General features: G+C 54.7%; 23 protein-coding genes. 13 read left to right on the top strand and 10 right to left on the bottom strand.

The genetic code is table 11. The features are described 5' to 3' along the window. Positions 1-60: 60 nt before the first annotated feature. Positions 61-588: a gluconokinase gene (gene gntK, locus QMN93_RS16570; RefSeq protein ID WP_008503362.1), complete on the top strand. Its 528-nt coding sequence runs from the start codon at positions 61-63 to the stop codon at positions 586-588. A 3-nt stretch (positions 589-591) separates the two neighbouring features. Further along, the gene (gntU, locus tag QMN93_RS16575) at positions 592-1,932 is read left to right on the top strand and encodes a gluconate transporter (protein WP_023310036.1); all 1,341 of its coding nucleotides are present in this window, start codon (positions 592-594) and stop codon (positions 1,930-1,932) included. Between the two features lie 119 nt (positions 1,933-2,051). Here the strand turns inward: gntU and plsB are convergent, their stop codons facing one another. After that, entirely contained in the window at positions 2,052-4,472 is a 2,421-nt protein-coding gene (gene plsB, locus QMN93_RS16580) for a glycerol-3-phosphate 1-O-acyltransferase PlsB (RefSeq protein WP_033144402.1), read from the bottom strand. A gap of 154 nt (positions 4,473-4,626) precedes the next feature. On the opposite strand from plsB, the gene QMN93_RS16585 reads away from it, so the two are divergent. From QMN93_RS16585 to QMN93_RS16600, 4 genes are all read left to right on the top strand, one after another. Continuing rightward, positions 4,627-4,995 carry a diacylglycerol kinase gene (locus tag QMN93_RS16585; protein ID WP_023334158.1) on the top strand — a complete coding sequence of 123 codons (369 nt, stop codon included), beginning with the start codon at positions 4,627-4,629 and terminating at the stop codon, positions 4,993-4,995. A gap of 108 nt (positions 4,996-5,103) precedes the next feature. Further along, positions 5,104-5,712: a transcriptional repressor LexA gene (gene lexA, locus QMN93_RS16590; RefSeq protein WP_023310039.1), complete on the top strand. Its 609-nt coding sequence runs from the start codon at positions 5,104-5,106 to the stop codon at positions 5,710-5,712. 63 nt (positions 5,713-5,775) lie between these two features. Beyond that, the gene (gene dinF, locus QMN93_RS16595) at positions 5,776-7,113 is read left to right on the top strand and encodes an MATE family efflux transporter DinF (RefSeq protein WP_064672991.1); all 1,338 of its coding nucleotides are present in this window, start codon (positions 5,776-5,778) and stop codon (positions 7,111-7,113) included. 120 nt (positions 7,114-7,233) lie between these two features. Beyond that, a complete protein-coding gene (locus tag QMN93_RS16600) occupies positions 7,234-7,443 on the top strand; it encodes a CsbD family protein (protein WP_014830284.1) in 210 nt (69 codons plus the stop codon). Positions 7,444-7,515: 72 nt separating this feature from the next. Here QMN93_RS16600 and zur read toward each other — a convergent pair whose 3' ends face one another. Further along, positions 7,516-8,028 carry a zinc uptake transcriptional repressor Zur gene (zur, locus tag QMN93_RS16605; RefSeq protein ID WP_008503369.1) on the bottom strand — a complete coding sequence of 171 codons (513 nt, stop codon included), beginning with the start codon at positions 8,026-8,028 and terminating at the stop codon, positions 7,516-7,518. 115 nt (positions 8,029-8,143) lie between these two features. On the opposite strand from zur, the gene QMN93_RS16610 reads away from it, so the two are divergent. The 4 genes from QMN93_RS16610 (at position 8,144) to pspG (ending at position 11,572) form a co-directional block, all read left to right on the top strand. Then, a complete protein-coding gene (locus QMN93_RS16610; RefSeq protein ID WP_023310041.1) occupies positions 8,144-8,632 on the top strand; it encodes a cupin domain-containing protein in 489 nt (162 codons plus the stop codon). 172 nt (positions 8,633-8,804) lie between these two features. Continuing rightward, entirely contained in the window at positions 8,805-10,115 is a 1,311-nt protein-coding gene (locus QMN93_RS16615) for a conjugal transfer protein TraF (RefSeq protein WP_064672990.1), read from the top strand. Between the two features lie 82 nt (positions 10,116-10,197). Next, the gene (dusA, locus tag QMN93_RS16620) at positions 10,198-11,193 is read left to right on the top strand and encodes a tRNA dihydrouridine(20/20a) synthase DusA (RefSeq protein ID WP_064672989.1); all 996 of its coding nucleotides are present in this window, start codon (positions 10,198-10,200) and stop codon (positions 11,191-11,193) included. Positions 11,194-11,329: 136 nt separating this feature from the next. Next, positions 11,330-11,572, top strand: a complete 243-nt coding sequence (pspG, locus tag QMN93_RS16625; protein ID WP_023310044.1) for an envelope stress response protein PspG — start codon at positions 11,330-11,332, stop codon at positions 11,570-11,572. A 184-nt stretch (positions 11,573-11,756) separates the two neighbouring features. Here pspG and QMN93_RS16630 read toward each other — a convergent pair whose 3' ends face one another. Continuing rightward, complete coding sequence (locus QMN93_RS16630) at positions 11,757-12,740, bottom strand: quinone oxidoreductase (RefSeq protein WP_039264131.1); 984 nt, start codon at positions 12,738-12,740, stop codon at positions 11,757-11,759. 66 nt (positions 12,741-12,806) lie between these two features. Here QMN93_RS16630 and dnaB point away from each other — a divergent pair, with 66 nt between their 5' ends. Together dnaB and alr are read left to right on the top strand one after the other, a co-directional pair. After that, entirely contained in the window at positions 12,807-14,219 is a 1,413-nt protein-coding gene (dnaB, locus tag QMN93_RS16635; RefSeq protein WP_023310046.1) for a replicative DNA helicase, read from the top strand. A gap of 16 nt (positions 14,220-14,235) precedes the next feature. After that, on the top strand, positions 14,236-15,315 hold the full coding sequence (gene alr / locus QMN93_RS16640; RefSeq protein ID WP_193138781.1) for an alanine racemase: 1,080 nt from the start codon (positions 14,236-14,238) through the stop codon (positions 15,313-15,315). A gap of 51 nt (positions 15,316-15,366) precedes the next feature. Here alr and QMN93_RS16645 read toward each other — a convergent pair whose 3' ends face one another. Continuing rightward, positions 15,367-16,497: a hypothetical protein gene (locus QMN93_RS16645; RefSeq protein ID WP_069303529.1), complete on the bottom strand. Its 1,131-nt coding sequence runs from the start codon at positions 16,495-16,497 to the stop codon at positions 15,367-15,369. A 317-nt stretch (positions 16,498-16,814) separates the two neighbouring features. On the opposite strand from QMN93_RS16645, the gene QMN93_RS16650 reads away from it, so the two are divergent. Continuing rightward, on the top strand, positions 16,815-17,408 hold the full coding sequence (locus tag QMN93_RS16650; protein WP_226852583.1) for a response regulator transcription factor: 594 nt from the start codon (positions 16,815-16,817) through the stop codon (positions 17,406-17,408). 85 nt (positions 17,409-17,493) lie between these two features. Here QMN93_RS16650 and QMN93_RS16655 read toward each other — a convergent pair whose 3' ends face one another. The 6 genes from QMN93_RS16655 to QMN93_RS16680 form a co-directional block, all read right to left on the bottom strand. Further along, the gene (locus tag QMN93_RS16655; RefSeq protein ID WP_032662594.1) at positions 17,494-17,784 is read right to left on the bottom strand and encodes a hypothetical protein; all 291 of its coding nucleotides are present in this window, start codon (positions 17,782-17,784) and stop codon (positions 17,494-17,496) included. Continuing rightward, positions 17,785-18,192 (bottom strand): hypothetical protein, encoded by a 408-nt coding sequence (locus tag QMN93_RS16660; RefSeq protein WP_033144411.1) that lies wholly within the window; start codon positions 18,190-18,192, stop codon positions 17,785-17,787. A gap of 65 nt (positions 18,193-18,257) precedes the next feature. Continuing rightward, the gene (locus tag QMN93_RS16665) at positions 18,258-18,740 is read right to left on the bottom strand and encodes a ribonuclease domain-containing protein (protein ID WP_193138782.1); all 483 of its coding nucleotides are present in this window, start codon (positions 18,738-18,740) and stop codon (positions 18,258-18,260) included. 18 nt (positions 18,741-18,758) lie between these two features. After that, on the bottom strand, positions 18,759-19,208 hold the full coding sequence (locus QMN93_RS16670) for a lysozyme (RefSeq protein WP_048976345.1): 450 nt from the start codon (positions 19,206-19,208) through the stop codon (positions 18,759-18,761). After that, positions 19,208-19,810, bottom strand: a complete 603-nt coding sequence (locus QMN93_RS16675) for a DUF2589 domain-containing protein (protein WP_193138783.1) — start codon at positions 19,808-19,810, stop codon at positions 19,208-19,210. Before QMN93_RS16675 ends, QMN93_RS16670 begins: the two co-directional genes overlap by 1 nt. 75 nt (positions 19,811-19,885) lie before the next feature. Continuing rightward, positions 19,886-20,443 carry a DUF2589 domain-containing protein gene (locus tag QMN93_RS16680; protein ID WP_023334176.1) on the bottom strand — a complete coding sequence of 186 codons (558 nt, stop codon included), beginning with the start codon at positions 20,441-20,443 and terminating at the stop codon, positions 19,886-19,888. Between the last annotated feature and the right edge of the window lie 161 nt (positions 20,444-20,604).

Below are 20,604 nucleotides of genomic sequence, written 5' to 3' on the forward strand. Positions count from 1 at the left end.
CCCCGGCAGGACAATGTTACCGATAACTGTTACCCGTAACAATTGACTGAGGGACACCCTTTGAGCACGACTAATCACGATCACCACGTCTACGTCCTGATGGGCGTTTCCGGTAGCGGGAAATCAGCCGTAGCCAGCGAAGTGGCGCATCAACTCCAGGCTGCGTTCCTTGATGGCGACTTCCTCCATCCGCGCAGCAACATCATGAAAATGGCCTCCGGCGAGCCGCTGAACGACGACGACCGCAAACCGTGGTTGCAGGCGCTGAATGACGCCGCGTTCGCCATGCAGCGCACCAACAAAGTCTCCCTGATTGTCTGCTCTGCGCTGAAAAAAACCTACCGCGACCTGCTGCGCGACGGTAACCCGAACCTCTCTTTCATCTACCTGAAAGGGGATTTCGAGGTGATTGAAAGCCGTCTGAAGGCGCGTAAAGGTCACTTCTTCAAAACCCAGATGCTTGTGACGCAGTTCGAAGCGCTGCAGGAGCCGGGTGAAGATGAGAAAGATGTCTTAGTGGTTGATATCGATCAGTCACTGGAAGGTGTTGTTGCCAGCACCATCGAGGTCATTAATAAAAGGCAGTAAGTTTTGAGTACATTAACGCTAGTTTTGACAGCAGTGGGTTCCGTGTTGCTGCTGCTGTTTTTAGTGATGAAGGCGCGTATGCACGCTTTTGTCGCTTTGATGGTGGTTTCTATAGGTGCAGGTCTCTTTTCCGGTATGCCGCTCGACAAGATCGCCGCGACGATGGAAAAAGGGATGGGAGGCACGCTGGGCTTCCTGGCGATTGTGGTCGCCCTTGGCGCGATGTTTGGCAAGATTTTGCACGAGACGGGCGCGGTCGACCAGATTGCCGTCAAGATGCTGAAATCCTTTGGCCACAGCCGCGCGCACTACGCGATTGGTCTGGCTGGCCTGATTTGCGCGCTGCCGCTGTTCTTCGAAGTGGCCGTTGTGCTGCTGATAAGCGTCGCGTTCTCCATGGCGCGCCATACCGGCACTAACCTCGTGAAGCTGGTTATTCCGCTGTTTGCGGGCGTGGCGGCAGCCGCAGCGTTTCTGCTGCCTGGGCCTGCGCCGATGCTGCTGGCGTCCCAGATGCACGCTGACTTTGGCTGGATGATCCTGATTGGCCTGTGCGCGGCAATCCCGGGGATGATTATTGCCGGTCCGCTGTGGGGCAACTTCATCAGCCGTTACGTTGAGCTACACATTCCGGATGACGTCACCGAGCCGCACCTGGGCGAGGGCAAAATGCCGTCCTTCGGCTTCAGTCTGTCGCTGATCCTGCTCCCGCTGGTTCTCGTGGGACTGAAAACCATCGCCGCGCGCTTTGTGCCGGTGGGTTCCAGCGCCTACGAATGGTTCGAGTTCATCGGTCATCCGTTCACGGCGATCCTGGTGGCCTGTCTGGTGGCGATTTACGGCCTGGCGATGCGTCAGGGAATGCCAAAAGACCGGGTGATGGAGATCTGCGGTGCCGCGCTGCAGCCCGCGGGTATTATCCTGCTGGTGATCGGTGCCGGCGGCGTGTTCAAGCAGGTGCTGGTGGATTCTGGCGTGGGTCCGGCTCTGGGCGAAGCGCTGACCGGGATGGGCCTGCCGATTGCGGTCACCTGCTTCGTGCTGGCTGCGGCGGTGCGTATCATCCAGGGTTCCGCAACCGTGGCGTGCTTAACCGCCGTGGGTCTGGTGATGCCGGTGATTGAACAGCTGAACTACTCCGGTGCGCAGATGGCCGCGCTGTCTATCTGTATCGCGGGCGGTTCGATTGTGGTCTCTCACGTTAACGACGCGGGCTTCTGGCTGTTCGGTAAATTTACCGGCGCCACCGAAGCGCAAACCCTGAAAACCTGGACGCTGATGGAAACCATTCTCGGCACGACGGGTGCCATTGTCGGGATGATTGCTTTCACACTGCTGAGCTGAATGCGGTGATTTAACAAGGCTCAAAAATAAGGCCCGGTAGCGTTAACGCTTACCGGGCCTTTATATTATGCAGAACGCCAGGCCGGGTCAGGTGAAACCACCAACCCGGCTTTTTCACATCACTCGCCCTGCGTCGCGCTCTCGATCGTCAAACGCACATCCGACGTAATGAGTTCGGCCAGCATCTGGTACACCTTCAGCGTCTCTTCCGGCTCTGCATCGCCCGTATCGCTGATGTAGCCTTCATCACGCAGCGTCAGGACCAGAGAGCTGAAGACCGCTTTGTCGAAGAACTCAGGGGCGTTAATGCCGTGCAGAACGGACAGGCGCTGTGCCAGCGTCCGGCTCTCTTTCTCCAGCGTACCGCGGTTGATAGACGGGTTCGCACTCAGCAGCCAGAACGTAATGGCGTAGCGCTGCAGCGTTTCGCGCGCACCGGCCGCAAGCAGTTGCAGAGTTCGGGAACGCGACGGATTGATGTGCAGCTCGTCGTTTGAGACGGTGATCAGCCCCTGACGACGCAGCTCTTCCGTCAGTTTGTCCAGTTCGCCCGCCAGCTCGTCTTTGCTCCAGCGCAGGAACAGCTCCGCTTTCAGCATCGGATAGAGCGTCTCAACGTGACGCAATAGCTCCTGACGCGAAATACGGCGATGCTGGGTGATGATAGCCGCCATGAGCGACGGCAGCATCAGCATATGGGTGATGTTGTTGCGGTAGTAGGTCATCAGCACTGCCTGCTCGCGCGGCAGAATGATGATGTCGCCGATCGTGTCCTTTTCGACTTCAAACTTGTTCATCTGCAGCGCGTGATCGATAAGCTCACTGGCGGTAGCAGAAGGCACGGTTGAATCAACGGAATACGGCACGTTGCGCATCATGTCCAGATAGCAATCCAGCTGCTCCGTGAGCTGTTCGCGGGTCAGCGAGCGCTGACGCGAAGCCAGAAGCGCCGTACAGCACAGGTTCATGGCGTTAGCCGCACCGGCGTTGTTAATGCGCACCATCAGCTCGGACGCGATGCCGTTGACCGTTGGCGTCAGCCAGGCCGGACGAATCGCTTCGATAGGATCGATGGATTCACGCCACTCGGGAACGTGATGGTTCAGATACGTCATCAGCGGCATGGGTTCGCCGAAGTTCACGTAGCCCTGACCGAGATTGCGTAGCTTGCTCAAACCGCGCAGCATCTGCGGCAGGCTCTCTTTCTCTTTTGTCGCACCGCGCAGCTCTTTGGCGTACGTGCCCACTTCCATCACGTGCTCATAGCCAATGTAAATTGGCACCAGCGTGATTGGACGGGTTCCTCCGCGCAGCATCGCCTGAATGGTCATCGACAGCGTGCCGGTCTTCGGATCGAGCAGACGTCCGGTACGGGAACGACCGCCCTCCACGAAGTACTCCACGGAATAGCCGCGGCTGAACAGCTCGCCCAGATATTCGCGGAACACGGTGGAGTAGAGCTTGTTGCCCTTGAAGGTGCGACGGATAAAGAACGCGCCCAGGCGGCGGAAAATCGGACCTGCTGGCCAGAAATTCAGGTTGATACCGGCAGCAATGTGCGGCGGTACCAGCCCCTGGTGATAGAGCACGTAGGAAAGAAGCAGGTAGTCCATGTGGCTGCGGTGGCAGGGAACATAGACAATCTCATGGCCATCGTGCGCCAGCTGACGCACACGTTCAGCATTATGAACGTTGATGCCCTGATACAGGCGGTTCCAGGTAAAGCCGAGAATACGATCGGACAGGCGAATCATCTCGTAAGAGAAGTTCGCTGCAATCTCTTCCATCAGCGCAATGGCGTTCTGCTGGGCTTTCTCATGCGATATTTTCTTGCTGCGCGCTTCGTCTTCAACGGCGCGGGCAATCGCTTTGGAGGCCAAAAGCTTGTTGAACAGATCCTGACGCGCCGGGAGACGCGGCCCTACGGCAGCGAGGCGCTGGCGGGCGAAGTGCATACGCGCCACGCGCGCCAGTTTTTGCGCGATGATCTTGTCGGTACCGTGCTCGTCCGCCATACGACGCAGCGAAACGGAAGGGGAGAAACGCACAAAGCTGTCGCGTCCCAGCCAGGAGACCGCGAAGAACTTCTGAATGCCGTTAAGCATGCGCAGCGGCGGGTTCTCTTCACCTTTTTCACGGCCCGGACGACGACCAAACATCACCGATACCGGCACCATCTGCACATCCAGATCGGGGTTGCTGCGGTGCAGGTCGAGATAGTCATGGAACAGCTTGATGGACTCTTCTTTTGGCGTGTAGTAGGTAAACACGCGCGGTCCACCGTGAATGAACACGTAGCGCGGCAGCAGCGTACCGTCAACTTCAAGCGGTTCAAGCGGGTCCGGTAAGTCATGCGCCAGACATTGGGCGCGAAGCGTCAGTAAGTCTGCCTTCGAGTTATAAGGCAAAACGTACATAATAGGACGCGACGTATCGAGCCCCAATTCCAGCGCGGGTTCTGCTGGGATAGACTTGCTTTTTACCAGGATGCTTAATGGTAAATTAAGTAATTTGTAGTAAATTCGTGGCCAGCCGGACATAAACGATGTAAAGCCTCTGGTTAATAATGCAATTGCGGCGCAAGGATAACAGAAAGCGCGCAAAATTTCTGTTGTTACCCGTCATACTTCAGGCTGTAGCGAAACGCGCTACAGTTCCTGTTACTGACGCTTTTTTTCATAAAAGGTTCTTTTAATGGCCAATAATACCACTGGGTTAACGCGTATCATCAAAGCCGCCGGCTATTCATGGAAAGGTTTCCGTGCCGCGTGGATCAACGAAGCTGCCTTTCGCCAGGAGGGCGTCGCCGCTATCATCGCGGTGATCATCGCCTGTTTCCTTGATGTTGATGCTATTACCCGCGTACTTCTTATCGGTTCCGTACTTCTGGTGATGATAGTGGAAATTCTTAATAGCGCTATTGAGGCCGTTGTTGATCGCATAGGTTCAGATTTCCACGAGCTTTCTGGCCGCGCAAAAGACATGGGCTCTGCTGCCGTGCTGCTGGCGATTATCACTGCCGTTATCACCTGGGTCACGCTGCTTTGGTCACATTTCCGATGAGCCTCGAGGAATAATTAAGTCCCTGGTTTTTTGTGCAGTTTTTGGTTCCAAAATCGCCTTTGACTGTATATACTCACAGCATAACTGTATATACACCCAGGGGGCGGAATGAAAGCGTTAACGACCAGGCAGCAAGAGGTGTTTGATCTCATCCGGGATCATATCGGCCAGACGGGTATGCCACCCACGCGTGCGGAAATCGCGCAGCGTCTGGGCTTCCGTTCTCCGAATGCTGCTGAAGAACACCTGAAAGCGCTGGCGCGTAAAGGCGTGATTGAGATTGTTTCAGGCGCGTCACGCGGTATCCGCCTGCTGGTGGAAGAAGAGACGGGCATTCCGCTGATAGGCCGTGTTGCTGCCGGTGAGCCTTTACTGGCACAGCAGCATATTGAAGGCCACTACCAGGTCGATCCTGGCATGTTCAAACCGAGCGCTGATTTCCTGCTGCGCGTCAGCGGTATGTCGATGAAAGACATCGGTATTCTTGACGGCGATCTGCTTGCGGTGCACAAAACACAGGATGTGCGTAACGGTCAGGTGGTTGTCGCGCGCATAGATGATGAAGTTACCGTCAAACGTCTGAAAAAACAGGGTAACACCGTTCAGCTACTGCCTGAAAACAACGAGTTCTCCCCGATTGTGGTCGATCTCCGCGAACACAACTTCTCTATCGAAGGACTGGCGGTTGGGGTCATTCGCAACGGCGAATGGCTGTAACCTCTTCCTGACAGGCTATGGCGCCGCTGTAGCCTGCTTCATTCTCCACTCCCGGTATTTTTCATGTCACTGCTGACGGAATCAGATAAGGCATTGTGGCGTCTTGCTCTGCCGATGATTTTCTCCAATATTACCGTTCCCTTGCTGGGTCTGGTCGATACTGCCGTTATTGGCCACCTTGATTCGCCTGTTTATCTTGGCGGCGTGGCGATTGGCGCGACGGCAACCAGCTTCCTGTTTATGCTGCTGCTGTTTTTGCGCATGAGCACCACCGGGCTCACGGCCCAGGCTTATGGTGCAAAAGATCCGCTGCGTCTGGCGCGCGCGCTGGTCCAGCCGCTGATCCTTGCGCTTGGCGCGGGAGTGTTAATCGTTTTATTACGTACGCCCCTGATCGACCTTGCGCTCCATGTTGTCGGCGGCAGCGAGGCGGTACTGGCTCAGGCGCGCCGTTTCCTTGAAATTCGCTGGCTCAGCGCGCCCGCCTCGCTGGCAAACCTGGTTCTGCTGGGGTGGCTACTGGGCGTGCAGTACGCCCGTGCGCCAGTGATTTTGCTGGTGGCAGGCAACCTTCTCAACATTGTGCTGGATGTCTGGCTGGTAATGGGCCTGCATATGAACGTGCGGGGCGCGGCGCTGGCGACGGCGATTGCCGAATACGGAACCTTGATTATCGGTCTGTGGATGGTCTGGCGCGTGCTGTCGATGCGCGGGATCTCCCTGGCGCTGCTCAAAACCGCATGGCGCGGCAATATCCGTAAGCTGCTGGCGCTCAATCGTGACATCATGCTGCGCTCGCTGCTGCTTCAGCTCTGCTTTGGCGCGCTGACGGTTTTCGGGGCCCGACTGGGGCCAGAAATCGTCGCGGTCAACGCGGTATTGATGACGCTGCTGACCTTTACCGCCTACGCGCTGGACGGATTTGCCTATGCGGTAGAAGCGCATTCCGGGCAGGCGTACGGGGCGCGCGAAAGCGGGCAGCTTAGGGACGTCTGGCGGGCAGCCTGCCGCCAGTCTGGGCTGGTGGCGCTGGCGTTCGGCCTGGTTTACGCCTGCTTTGGTGAGCAAATTGTCGCGTTGCTTACGTCTCTTCCTGCGCTGCGCGAGCTGGCGAGTCACTATCTCATCTGGCAAGTCATCTTACCGGTGGTCGGCGTCTGGTGTTATCTGCTGGACGGTATGTTCATTGGTGCGACGCGCGGAGCGGAAATGCGTAACAGCATGGCGGTCGCGGCGGCCGGGTTTGGTCTGACGCTGCTGACGCTTCCCTGGCTGGGTAATCACGGTTTGTGGCTGGCCCTGGCCGTTTTCCTCTCGCTGCGAGGGATATCGCTGGCTTTTATCTGGCACCGCCACTGGCAAAACAATACCTGGTTCCCTTCACGTCACGATATATCGTGACGGTTAAAGATTCCGAATATCAAATCAACTGCCGAATCCTTAACTACAATAATTATCACGTCCAGCAGAAAAGAACGTAACGGACGTTACGACCCGACGCTTAACTAAGAGGACACGATGATGAATAAAGACGAAATCGGCGGCAACTGGAAGCAGTTCAAAGGTAAAGCGAAAGAACAGTGGGGTAAGCTGACCGATGACGATATGACCGTCATTGAAGGTAAACGCGATCAGCTTGTCGGTAAAATCCAGGAGCGTTACGGCTACGCGAAAGACCAGGCGGAAAAAGAAGTGGGCGACTGGGAAAAACGCAACGACTACCGCTGGTAACCGGGCTATACCCGCAAGTACAAGGAAGTACACCCTGAGGGCGGCCATGAGCCGCCTTTGCTTTTACTACTGCTAACGCGGTTTTTTCTTCACAAGAATAGAGTGGTCGTGCTGACATGCGTCCTGATGGCGGCAGGCTTCCACTTCCACGCAGGCAGAGCACAGTCCGTGCGCTTCAATCACGTTATGACGCAGGGCAAAACCCATTTTCGCCGCCAGCGTATGCATAATATCTTCCACGCCTTCCGCAGCCTCTTCTTTCACCACGCCGCAGCGGTCGCAGATAAACATCGCCGATGTATGGGTGGGCTGATCGAACAGATGGCACAACACGTAGCTGTTTGTGGACTCAACTTTATGCACGAATCCTTGTTCCAGCAGGAAATCCAGGGCGCGATACACGGTCGGTGGTTTCGCCTGCGGCTCGCTTTCGCGGAGCAGGTCCAGCAGATCGTAAGCGCTGATGGCACCCTGCTGCAGGCTCATCAGACGTAAGACTTCAAGGCGCTGCGGAGTCAGGCGCACATTGCGTTGCGCACACAGCTTTTCGGCCTGCGCTAACAGCTCTTTTGTGGACTTATCCATTTAGCACCCCGGATGTTATAGGACGGAAAACCCTCACTTTATCATGTTCTGGTAAAAACGCCGAGATCCGCCAGTCTGTGCTATACCTGACCCATTGCAAACCGGGAAATAAACAATGAAAAAACCTGACTGTATTCGACATTGGCGCGACGTTGAAGGCGCGGATGATTCGACCTATCCAGATAGCGATGAGCGTTTTTCTATCGGCGCCCCGTTGGCTCGCAAGCTTGGGCTCGGGCGCATTGGTATCCATCACGAGCGTTTACCGCCCGGGCGCAGGACGTCCTATCCGCACGCGGAAAGCGATGAAGAAGAGTTCGTTTATGTGCTCGAAGGTCATCCAGAAGCGTGGATCAATGGCTATTTATGGAAACTTGAACCGGGCGACAGCGTGGGGTTTCCTGCCGGAACCGGTATTTGCCACACCTTTATCAACAACACGGACGAAGAGGTGCGGTTACTGGTCGTTGGCGAGGCCAACAAAAAGCACAACCGCATCTACTACCCGCTCAACCCTGTGTATGCCGCCACGCGTGAGGATCGCTGGGTAGACCACCCGCCCCAGTTTTTTGGACCGCATGATGGAAAACCTGGGAAAAAATAATTTCCTCTTCTATAAATATTGAGGGCCGTCACAAAATATAACAGGCCGTAAGGGAGTTTTACTTAGGGATAGAAATAGCGGGTCTTTTACTACTTATTCACAGCAATAGTTCGTTCCTGTTTGGGTGATAACAGACAGGGGTTATTTCATAACAGACTATAACGGGCATACTGTGAAAAAAAATTTTAAATTTTCGGTGGTTAGTATCGCTGTTTCCTTGTTTATGGCAAATCAGGCGGGAGCAGCCAATACTTGGACAGAATCACGTAGCGACGCAATGGGTGGCACTGGCGTTGCCTCCGGGAGCTATGGTAGCGGGGCGTTAATCAACCCCGCGTTGCTGGCAAAGGCAAAACCGGACGATGATGTGACGGTCATTTTGCCGTCCGTTGGCGTACAGGTGACGGATGAGGACAATCTGCAGGACGAGATTGATACCATCAACGACAAAATCAATCACTATAAGGATGTGGTTGATGACCTCACGCCAAGGGAGATCATCACCAATCCGTTAGGTTCCATTAATCAATTCCAGGGCGCGGCCAAAGATCTGGCCGATGAGCTGGACTATCTCAAGGGTAAAACCGCACGCGCGACGGCAGGTGCAGGGCTTGCCGTGAGTATCCCTAACGATGTGCTTTCCGTGGCCTTTATGGCGAAAGGCTACGCCCATGGCCGGGTAAGCTCGTCTATCGATCAGCAAGATATTGATTATCTGCGCGGTATTCAACAAAGCAAAGCGGTGGCTGCCGGTGTTGCCCTGGACGCTGCGCTGAACGGCACGGATCAGATCACTAAAAATCTCAACTCAACGGCGTCTGGCCGGGCAGCGATTGTGTCCGACTATGGTGTTGCCGTTGCCCGTCAGTTTGACCTCGGCGGCGTCCCGGTTTCCGTGGGGGTGACGCCAAAACTGCAAAAAACCTGGGTCTATAACTACACCACGTCAATCTACGATTACGACAGTAACAAGTGGAACGACAGCCGCTACCGCACGGACGACACGGGCTTTAACGTCGATGCCGGTATTGCGGCTGATTTCGGCGAACACTGGACGGTTGGCGTGAGCGGGCAAAACCTGATGTCGCGCGATATCGACACCAAAGATATCCGTATCCGCAACGGCCGGACGGGAGAAGTGGTGAGCTACAAAGACACCTACCAGATCCGTCCGCTGGTGACCGCCGGCGCCGCCTGGCATAACGACCTGGTGACGCTGACCGCCGATGGCGATCTGACGGAAACCAAAGGCTTCAAGAGCGAAGATACGTCGCAGTACGTGGGCGTCGGTGCTGAGGTTACGCCGCTCAGCTGGCTGGCGGTGCGTGCGGGTTATCGCGCGGACGTGAAGGGTAACGACAGCAATGTCTTTACCGGCGGTGTCGGCTTCGCGCCGTTCAGTACCGTTCATGTTGACCTGATGGGCCTGTACGGCGAGGACGAAACCTGGGGCGCCGGGGCTCAGCTGAGCATGACGTTCTAAAGTCCACCGGAGGCGCTGCGCCTCCGGCTTTTCTTTGTGCTATAGTAGCGCCCCTTTTCCACCAGATGCTTAAAACTTCGCCATGTCGTCAGAATTACAGACCGCTTTCCCTGCACACCGTTTCTCCATTGCGCCGATGCTCGACTGGACGGACAGACACTGTCGCTACTTCCTGCGCCAGCTCTCCCGCCATACGCTGCTGTACACCGAAATGGTGACCACGGGCGCAATCATTCACGGGAAGGGCGACTATCTGGCCTATAGCGAAGAAGAGCATCCGGTTGCCCTGCAGCTGGGCGGCAGCGATCCGGCCGCGCTGGCGCAGTGCGCGAAGCTGGCGGAAGAACGCGGCTACGACGAGATCAACCTGAACGTTGGCTGCCCGTCCGACCGCGTGCAGAACGGCATGTTTGGCGCCTGTCTGATGGGGAATGCACAGCTTGTAGCGGACTGTATCAAGGCGATGCGCGATGTGGTCTCCATTCCGGTCACGGTCAAAACCCGTATCGGCATTGACGACCAGGACAGCTACGAATTCCTGTGCGACTTCATCAACACGGTATCCGGGAAAGGCGAGTGCGAGATGTTCATCATCCACGCGCGAAAAGCCTGGCTCTCCGGCCTCAGCCCGAAAGAGAACCGCGAGATCCCGCCGCTGGACTATCCGCGCGTGTATCAACTGAAGCGTGACTTCCCGCACCTGACGATGTCCATCAACGGCGGCATCAAGTCGCTGGAAGAGGCCAAAGCGCATCTGGCGCATATGGATGGCGTGATGGTCGGCCGCGAGGCGTATCAGAATCCGGGCATTCTGGCGACGGTCGATCGCGAAATCTTTGGGATCGAAGGCGCGGACACCGATCCGGTTGCCGTCGTGCGTGCGATGTACCCTTACATTGAGCATGAGTTGAGCAATGGCACGTATCTCGGCCATATCACCCGCCATATGCTTGGCCTGTTCCAGGGTATTCCGGGCGCGCGTCAGTGGCGCCGCTACCTGAGCGAGAATGCGCATAAAGCCGGAGCCGATATTGAGGTGCTGGAACATGCGCTGCGACTGGTGGCGGACAAGCGATAACTTTCGCTAAAAGTTCGTCAAATTCACCACGCCCTGCGAACGTTCGCGGGGCGTTTTGCTTTAATAACAACAGGTTAATACTGGCATGATTCTTGTAATGCTTACTTCATTACTCGGGAACTCGTGGGAGATCACCATGCTGGAACTACTTTTTGTGATTGGCTTTTTTGTCATGCTGTTAGCGACAGGCGTTTCGCTGCTCGGCATTCTGGCGGCTATCGTGGTGGCGACGGTGGTCATGTTTATTGGCGGATTGTTTGCGCTGACGATCAAACTGTTGCCGTGGCTACTGCTGGCCATTGCGGTCGTGTGGGTGATTCGGGCGATTAAAGCGCCAAAAGTGCCCAGTTATCAGCGCAATAACCGCTTCCGTTACTAAGGTATTGAGGGGTTCGTCACATACTTGTAACTTTTCCGGCGGCATGGCTTAGAACAGAATAGGATTTAGTTATCGAATCTGTCACTATGACTGCCGTTAAAGAATTCATCGAGCTGTACCCTACATACAGCCGAACTAAAAAAAGAAAGGGCTTCCCACGGGAAGCCCAATTTCTTTTTGGGGCTCAGGGAATCAACAAGCTCGACCCCTGCGTCGCCCGGCTCTCCAGCACCTCATGCGCGCGCTGCGCATCGGTCAGCGCGAATTTCTGCGCATCTGCCACATCCACTTTGATGACGCCGCTGGCGATCAGCGAGAACAGCTCGTTGCTGGCTTCCTCAAGTTCTTCCCGGTTGGTGATGTATCCTTGCAGGGAAGGGCGAGTCACATACAGCGAACCTTTCTGATTCAGAATACCGAGGTTAACGCCGGTTACCGCGCCTGATGCATTGCCGAAGCTGACCATCAGACCACGGCGCTGCAGACAGTCCAGCGACGCTTCCCACGTGTCTTTCCCCACAGAGTCATACACCACGCGCACTTTTTTGCCGCTGGTGATCTCCTTCAGCCGCTCAACAATGCTCTCTTCACGGTAGTTAATCACCTGCCAGGCGCCCGCCTGCAGCGCGCGCTGCGCTTTTTGTGCATTTCCGACCGTGCCGATCAGCTTCGCGCCCAGCGCCTTTGCCCACTGACAAGCGATGAGCCCGACGCCACCCGCTGCGGCATGGAACAGGAACTGCTCGTCGGGCTTAATTTCATAGGTTTTGCGCAGCAGGTAGTAAACCGTCAGACCTTTCAGGAACGAGGCCGCCGCCTGCTCAAAGGAGATGGCGTTAGGCAGCAGGGCGGCTTTATCCGCCGGAACGTTGTGGACGGAGCTGTAAGCGCCCAGCGCAGACTGCGCGTACACCACGCGGTCGCCCTCTTTAATATGCTTAACCGCGCTGCCCACTTTGACGACGACCCCGGCTGCCTCAGTGCCCAGGCCGCTCGGCATTGACGGCGGCGGGTAGAGACCGCCGCGAATATAAGTGTCGATGTAGTTTATGCCTATGGCTTTGTTTTCAACTTGCACTTCGTTTTCGCCAGGCGCGGCAGGGGTGAACTCCACCGCTTTCAGTACGTCTGGCCCACCGTGTTTCTGGAATTCAATGCGCGTTGCCATGCTCCCTCCGTAAGAAAAATATGGTAATCTTTCGACCCACTCTTTATCTCGGTAACTCCATTCACTATGGCAGGAAACAAACCCTTCAACAAACAGACTGAACCTCGCGAGCGTGATTTCCAGGTCGCAGGGTTAAAGGTCCCGCCGCACTCGATTGAAGCGGAACAGTCGGTGTTGGGCGGTTTAATGCTGGATAACGAACGCTGGGACGACGTCGCCGAGCGCGTTGTGGCGGAAGATTTCTACACCCGCCCGCACCGCCACATCTTTACCGAAATGGCGCGTCTGCAGGAGTCGGGCAGCCCAATCGACCTGATCACGCTCGCGGAATCGCTGGAGCGCCTTGGTCAGCTCGACAGCTGCGGCGGGTTTGCCTATCTGGCGGAACTGTCAAAAAACACGCCTAGTGCGGCGAACATCAGCGCGTATGCCGATATCGTGCGCGAACGTGCCGTCGTCCGCGAGATGATTTCGGTGGCGAATGAGATCGCCGAAGCCGGTTTTGATCCACAGGGGCGTACCAGCGAAGACCTGCTCGATCTGGCTGAATCCCGCGTCTTTAAAATCGCCGAAAGCCGCGCCAATAAAGACGAAGGTCCAAAAAACATCGCCGATGTCCTCGACGCCACCGTTGCCCGTATCGAACAGCTGTTCCAGCAGCCGCACGACGGTGTGACCGGGGTAAACACCGGCTATGACGATTTGAACAAGAAAACCGCTGGCCTGCAGCCGTCGGATTTGATTATCGTCGCCGCGCGTCCGTCGATGGGTAAAACTACCTTTGCGATGAACCTCGTCGAAAACGCGGCGATGTTGCAGGATAAGCCGGTATTGATCTTCAGCCTTGAGATGCCCTCCGAGCAGATTATGATGCGTTCTCTGGCGTCGCTGTCGCGCGTGGATCAGACCCGCATTCGTACCGGCCAGCTCGATGATGAAGACTGGGCGCGCATCTCCGGCACCATGGGCATTCTGCTGGAAAAACGTAACATCTATATCGATGACTCCTCCGGCCTGACGCCGACGGAAGTGCGTTCCCGCGCGCGCCGTATCGCCCGTGAACACGGCGGCATCGGCCTCATCATGATCGACTACCTTCAGCTGATGCGCGTCCCGTCGCTTTCCGACAACCGTACGCTGGAAATTGCGGAGATTTCCCGCTCGCTCAAGGCGTTAGCCAAAGAGCTGCACGTACCGGTCGTTGCGCTGTCGCAGCTGAACCGCTCTCTGGAACAACGTGCCGACAAGCGCCCGGTCAACTCCGACCTCCGTGAATCCGGCTCCATCGAGCAGGATGCCGACTTAATCATGTTTATCTACCGTGATGAGGTTTATCACGAGAACAGCGACCTGAAAGGGATCGCCGAAATTATTATTGGTAAACAACGTAACGGCCCAATCGGGACGGTGCGTCTGACCTTTAACGGACAGTGGTCGCGTTTCGACAACTATGCCGGTCCTCAATATGATGATGAGTAATTTCTAAGGAATTCAAATGCAAGCGGCAACTGTTGTTATTAACCGCCGCGCTCTGCGACACAACCTGCAACGTCTGCGTGAACTGGCGCCTGCCAGCAAGCTCGTTGCAGTCGTGAAAGCGAACGCTTACGGACACGGTCTTCTTGAGACCGCGCGAACGCTCCCCGATGCCGACGCCTTTGGCGTCGCCCGTCTCGAAGAAGCCCTCCGCCTGCGCGCGGGCGGCATTACTCAACCCATACTGCTCCTCGAAGGCTTTTTCGAAGCCAGCGATCTGCCGACCATTGCTGACCAGCATCTGCATACCGCGGTACATAACGAAGAACAGCTCGCCGCACTCGAAACCGCCAAGCTGAGCGAGCCGGTGACCGTCTGGATGAAGCTCGACACGGGCATGCACCGTCTGGGCGTGCGTCCGGAAAGCGCGGAAGCGTTTTATCAGCGTTTATGCCGGTGCAAAAACGTGCGTCAGCCGGTGAATATCGTCAGCCACTTCGCCCGCGCCGATGAGCCCGAGTGCGGTGCGACCGAGCGCCAGTTGGATATCTTTAACACCTTCTGCGAAGGCAAGCCGGGGATGCGCTCGATTGCGGCATCCGGCGGTATTCTGCTGTGGCCGCAGTCGCATTTCGACTGGGCGCGACCGGGCATCATTCTCTACGGCGTGTCGCCGCTGGAGAATAAACCCTGGGGGCCGGACTTTGGCTTCCAGCCGGTCATGTCGCTGGTCTCTAACCTGATTGCCGTGCGTGACCATAAAGCGGGCGAGCCGGTGGGCTACGGCGGTACCTGGACCAGCGAGCGTGATACCCGTCTCGGCGTGGTGGCGATGGGCTATGGTGACGGCTATCCGCGCGCCGCGCCGTCGGGCACGCCGGTTCTGGTCAACGGTCGCGAGGTGAAGATCGTCGGCCGCGTGGCGATGGACATGATTTGTGTCGATCTGGGGCCTGAAGCCCAGGATAAGCCCGGCGACGATGTCGTGATGTGGGGCGAAGGTTTGCCCGTCGAACGCATTGCTGAAATGACGAAAGTGAGTGCTTACGAACTTATCACGCGCCTGACGTCAAGGGTGGCGATGAAGTACATCGACTGAGACTCGCAGATAGTCGTCCAACGGCATTAGCTGCCGTTGGACGCGTAACGCTTATTTCAACACGTTATAGATCGCCTGATTAGTCAAATAATCCGACGCGAGCCCTGACTCCGGACTGAAGCGCGAACCCTGGATGGACGAGAACCGTTTTCCGGTGCTGCCCAACGAGACATAACGCTCCCCCCCATCGTTTTCCGAAATGGTGTACACCGTTTTCTGCATCTCGGCGAATAGCGGAGCGTTACGCTGAATGGCCTGATGCAATTCCAGCAGCTGCACTCCATCCAGATTGAGCTTTTTATCCAGCGTGACGCCCCATCTTTGCAGGCAAACTTCGGCGAAATGACGCACGATCGTGCCGGGCTCATGGACCACTTTTTCCCCGATATTCCCATTGGCCGAAGCATTCCCTACCAGCGTAGCGTGGCGACCAGACATGGGATAAATATGGACTTTTGTCGCGCTATCGGTCTGCGGAATGACGCACGAGAAACCTTTTGACCGCTCATGTCTGGCATAGAAAGCCACATACTCCTTCACGTTGCTGCCCAGAGTGACTTTGTCCGCCTGGAAATTACCCATGCCCGGAACCGGATCGACCGCAAAAATATTCACCGGAATCGTCGTCAAAAGGGGGTCGGCCAGCATTGCATTGGCAAGCATATGGCAGCTAATTCCGCCCCGGCTCCACCCAACAAGGTTCACCTGAGTGGGCAGGATCTGACCCTGGCGGAAGGTTTTGATGATTTGCTGCTGCAGCGCCTGCTGGGTCACTTTACGATCGCCATAGTCATATTTGCGCCACCAAAATGAGCCGGTAACCTCAACGTCCTGAATCGGTACGCCCGCCTTTTTAAGCTGCTCATAGTTTTCTTTTGTGAGCTTCTCACGCTGCCAGTCAACGTGTCCTTTGATAATATTGATCGCATGCTGAACATTCTCATTCCAGCCGCTGCCCAGAAGCTGGGCGCGAAGCTGAGAATATTCTCCGCTTTTGACCCAAAGCTCATCGCTTTGTAGATTGCCGCTCCCCGGGCCATCAAGAATGACCCATTCGGCGAACTCTTTACCCTTGTTATTGGCTGCCAGAGAAGAGATGAGCTCGCCGTTCCAGTAATTAGCATGAGACTCATCAAATTTATTAGATCCAGTACCACAGAAATACACTGTTAGTATTGTCATAAATGACCTCATTGAAATATTAATATGTAGGTGGATGGCACGCGTGCAGTAAAATAATAAGTGCCAGCAATATTTCTGGGAATATGCTATTGAGCCCAGGCTGTTTTTAATAACGATAAGATCGTTTTTAATTAAATATGGCTATGTCTAATGTGTAGTACTGCTTAACTTTTTGCTTTGGGTATATGACGTTTGCCTTATGCCGAATGCTGTTTTTACAGTTTTGTAATAGCACGCATACTTAATTTCGGAATAAGTTGGTTGAATAGCCTAAGAAAATAGATTTCACACGGGGTTATGCTACGATGAATATATTAATGATCGATGAATTACCGATCTTCATTCACGGTATGAAAACAGAGCTGAAACGCGTCATGCCGGAATGCACTGTTTTTGCAGCGAGCAATTTTGAAGATGCACACGCAATTTTAACCTCTATGCCGGTCAGCATTATTTTGCTGGATGGTGAAATGAAGTGCCGTGATTTTATCACTAATTTGATGACAAACTGGCCTGAGCTACCGATCGTGGTGATGTTACGAAAAACGACGGATAAGATATTCAACTTCTACATCCGCCAAAGCATTAAGGGCATTTTTACCAAGGATCTCCCCGCGGAGAAAATCAGCCAGATACTTTGCATGGTTTCCTCGGGGGTGGTCTGTTTTCCGGAGCAAGCCGTGGTCCAGCGAGAACAACCCACTGGCGGGTTGCCGATCTACTCCCTGAGTCGTCGGCAGAAGGAAGTTCTTAAGCTGCTGGCGAATGGAGGAACAAATAAGCAGATCAGCCGGCAATTGAATATCAGCGCAGGTACGGTCAAAGTGCATCTGGAATCCATCTTTCACCGACTACAGGTCAACAATCGGACGCAGGCCGCAATGCTCTATTTTAAATATATGTCTAATTAGCCGATTTTCAGCAAAGCGAAGGGCTGCAGTCAAAATGCGTTAAAAGAAAAGCGCAACAGACAGACCTCTGTTGCGCTTTGTTTTTTTAACGGTACTGAGATTTGAAATAATATATCACCACCACCAGCGTTCCGAAGTCCTGCAATAGCCAAAATGGAAAGCTGTCACTCAGTATATCAGCACCGGTAAGAATAAATTTCATGTTTAAGCTGCTCTCACCAAAAAAACCAAAGGCGAGGGCGGCTAAGCCAATTTTACACATTACCGGCAGGGCATGGACTCTTCGGCTATAGGCGGCAAACAAAATCAGCAGCGATGTTATCAGGTCGACGAAGATAATAAAGGGAAGCACCCAGCCATTCATTATGTTAAGCATTTATTCTCCATCGGGTTTGTTGTGGGTTAAATCAGGCGGAGAAAGTGATTCATGTCTGACTTTACTTTTGATGACGCTTGCAACATCAAAAATATCGCGCTGTTCATGCCGGCGAAAAAAGTTTGCCAGCCAGACGATCAGGCCATTACTCATTGCCCCGAGGATATACCCTAAACCAAGCGTGATATCGGCCTGATTAAGGTCTATCTTTAACCAGCGGGCTGCTAATCCACCTAATGCGACGGCCGCGCCCATGCTGATTCCACCAAAAATAATGCCTGCCATAAATCGGCTGTGCTGGTGCAATCGCTGCGGTTGCCAGAAAAACGAGATACTGACGCCGCCAAATAAACCTGAAAAAGCCAGCAAGGCTTCACTGATGAGGGTCGGGAGATAGATGTCAGACATACGTTCATCCTCTGCAAGGATAAATCCCCTCGGAAAAGGGGATTTATTATCGTAACGGGCGCTTATTATTGGCAGGGATCCAGCTCAACAATATGCTGATACTTATCGGTCGTAATAAAGCGCTGTTGCCCTGACAGGCTGTAAATCAAACGCTTGGGAGAGCGATACCCCTTCACGACATCGATATCCGCGCTAAGCCAGGGCTGACTGGAAGGAAGAGCGCGATCGCTGTATTTATCGCCACCGATCCATTTTTGATTGGTGGGTTTAAGACCCCAAAGCGATTCGCTTTCACTTCCCGACCAGCCGAGGCGTTTGGCCTCATCCGAGGTAATATAGCGGTCGGGCAGGCGCCCAAAATTTTTTATATGACGAAGCGTTGTCGCCAGATCGGTCACGTTATTGACGGGCACCATACCCTGAGAAGATAAAAAGGCGTTGGCTTCCTTTATTTCCTCTTCGCAGGTTGGCATGGCGGCGGTTGCCTGTAACACGTTGAATAACGAAACAGACAGTACGGCCATTTTCACTATGTAAAGTGGTTTCATTGTAATTTTCCTGTTGAATTAACTAAGAAATAGCTTCATTTCCGCCTCGCGGCGTCGGGTAAGCCCGGTCAAAACCTTACCGCCTGCCTTATTCCAGCTTTTGAACTGCAGTGCGGCGCCCTGGATATCGCCTGCGTTGAATTTTTTGAGCAGCGTGGATTTCTTTAAATTGCCCACGCCAAGGTTGAAGGCGAACGAAACCAGCGCGTCGAATTGGTTCTGCGTCGAAGCGTTGTTCAGCAGTTTTTTCACGCCGTCCTCGGTGCGTTTCAGATCTTTGCGCAGCAGATCTTTGGCTTCACCGGTGGTAATTTTGGTGAGCTTTTCCATCTCCTCTTTGAGGATCAAATGGCCGTAGCCGATGGTCCATAAACCTACGGCATCGCGATAACGCTCCAGCCTCAGCCCTTCAAACTGGCAAATAAGCTGAATGCCCCTGTCACCTGTACGTTCTGGTTGTTTTTGCATTACGGAGTCTCCTCTGCTTTCGGGCGGGGAATCACCTTGTTGGTGTATTCGTCAATCAAACGCATGACGCTTTCCGGTGGCTCAAGTGCGGTAAATTGCATCTCTACATCGACGTGGCGGCTGTCACGCCCGCCTTTGTTATCGCTGGAAGGCGAAAGGCTGACGTGAAAGCGGCCAAATTCGTTTTCACCGGACTGGCGGGAAGGCGCCTGCATGCCTTCCGTGCGGATCGTCAGGTTGACCTTCATCTTTTCCAGCATCAGCCCGCGCGGTGTCGAAAGCGCGACCAAGGGCAGGTCAAAGTAATGCTTTTCATCCAGCGCCAGCTGTACCGTGCGTGGAATTAACGAACCGTCTTCTGCGGGTTCGAAAAAGGGATCCAATGCCTTCATATACTGCTGAGCAATCAGTTCGTTGGCCGCAGTGGCCGCGTACTGCATCCCACGCGTGATATCTTCAAGCGAGATCGGCACGCCGGGAATATCGGCTGGAGGCGCTGGAGGCGTGTTTTCCTGTACCGATGGCGTGCCTTCATCCTCTTTGCCCGCCCTGTTTTCCGGCTCCTCATCCTTGCCGCCGCGCAGCCATTTTTTAAAAGACATATTTCGCTCCTGGAAAAAGGGCTACCCGGGTAGCCCCTGCGTTACGGAATCGCACGTATGTCGCGGCGTGGAAGATTATTGCGCGGCGACAGGCTTGGTTTTGGCGTTGGTCAGGTAATCAATCACGCGCTGCAGAGCTTCAGGTGGCTCCTGGCGTTTAATCTGGGTATGAATGGAATATTTCGCGCGTGTATCGGTCGAACGGGTCTGCTCCGATTTATGGGAGACCTTGCCGGTCATTTTCGCTTTGAAAACGCCCCAGCCGACGGACGCTTCCACGGAGGCCTCCGCTTCGGTGCTGCTGGAACTGGCTTCGCTCTGGCTCACTTCCAGCTCAAAGTCGATGGTACCGTCCTCGATACAGATGATGGGGTGGGTGACCGCCGCCAGGAGCGGAATACTCATCTTGCGAGTCACGCTGCCTTTATTGACCCCCTGTTCGTCTACCACGGTTTCGTCGTAATCGAACTCGATCGCGACAGCTTTGCCGTCTTTAATACAGACGGAGAGCAGGAAGTCGGTATAGGCCTTGCTCGCCTGGACCTGTGCTTTGATCATCGCCTGCAGCGGACCGCCGATCATATGTTCCAGCGGCAGGGCGTTAATAACTGAACCAATAAATTGTGAATCCATGATGTGAACTCCTTGAATCAGTGAATGCGCGGTTGCGCAGGAGCCACATTACGGAAAGCGAGAAGGGGAAAATATTGGGTAAATGTCATGGCGAGAGGACGCAAAAAACCTATGCCGATCGCAGGATAATCTTAAGGGGTGGTGTTGAGTGATGTTCCGGT

The sequence above is a fragment of the Enterobacter sp. R-1.6.2 genome, assembly GCF_035064085.1.
Lineage (GTDB): Bacteria > Pseudomonadota > Gammaproteobacteria > Enterobacterales > Enterobacteriaceae > Enterobacter > Enterobacter asburiae_B.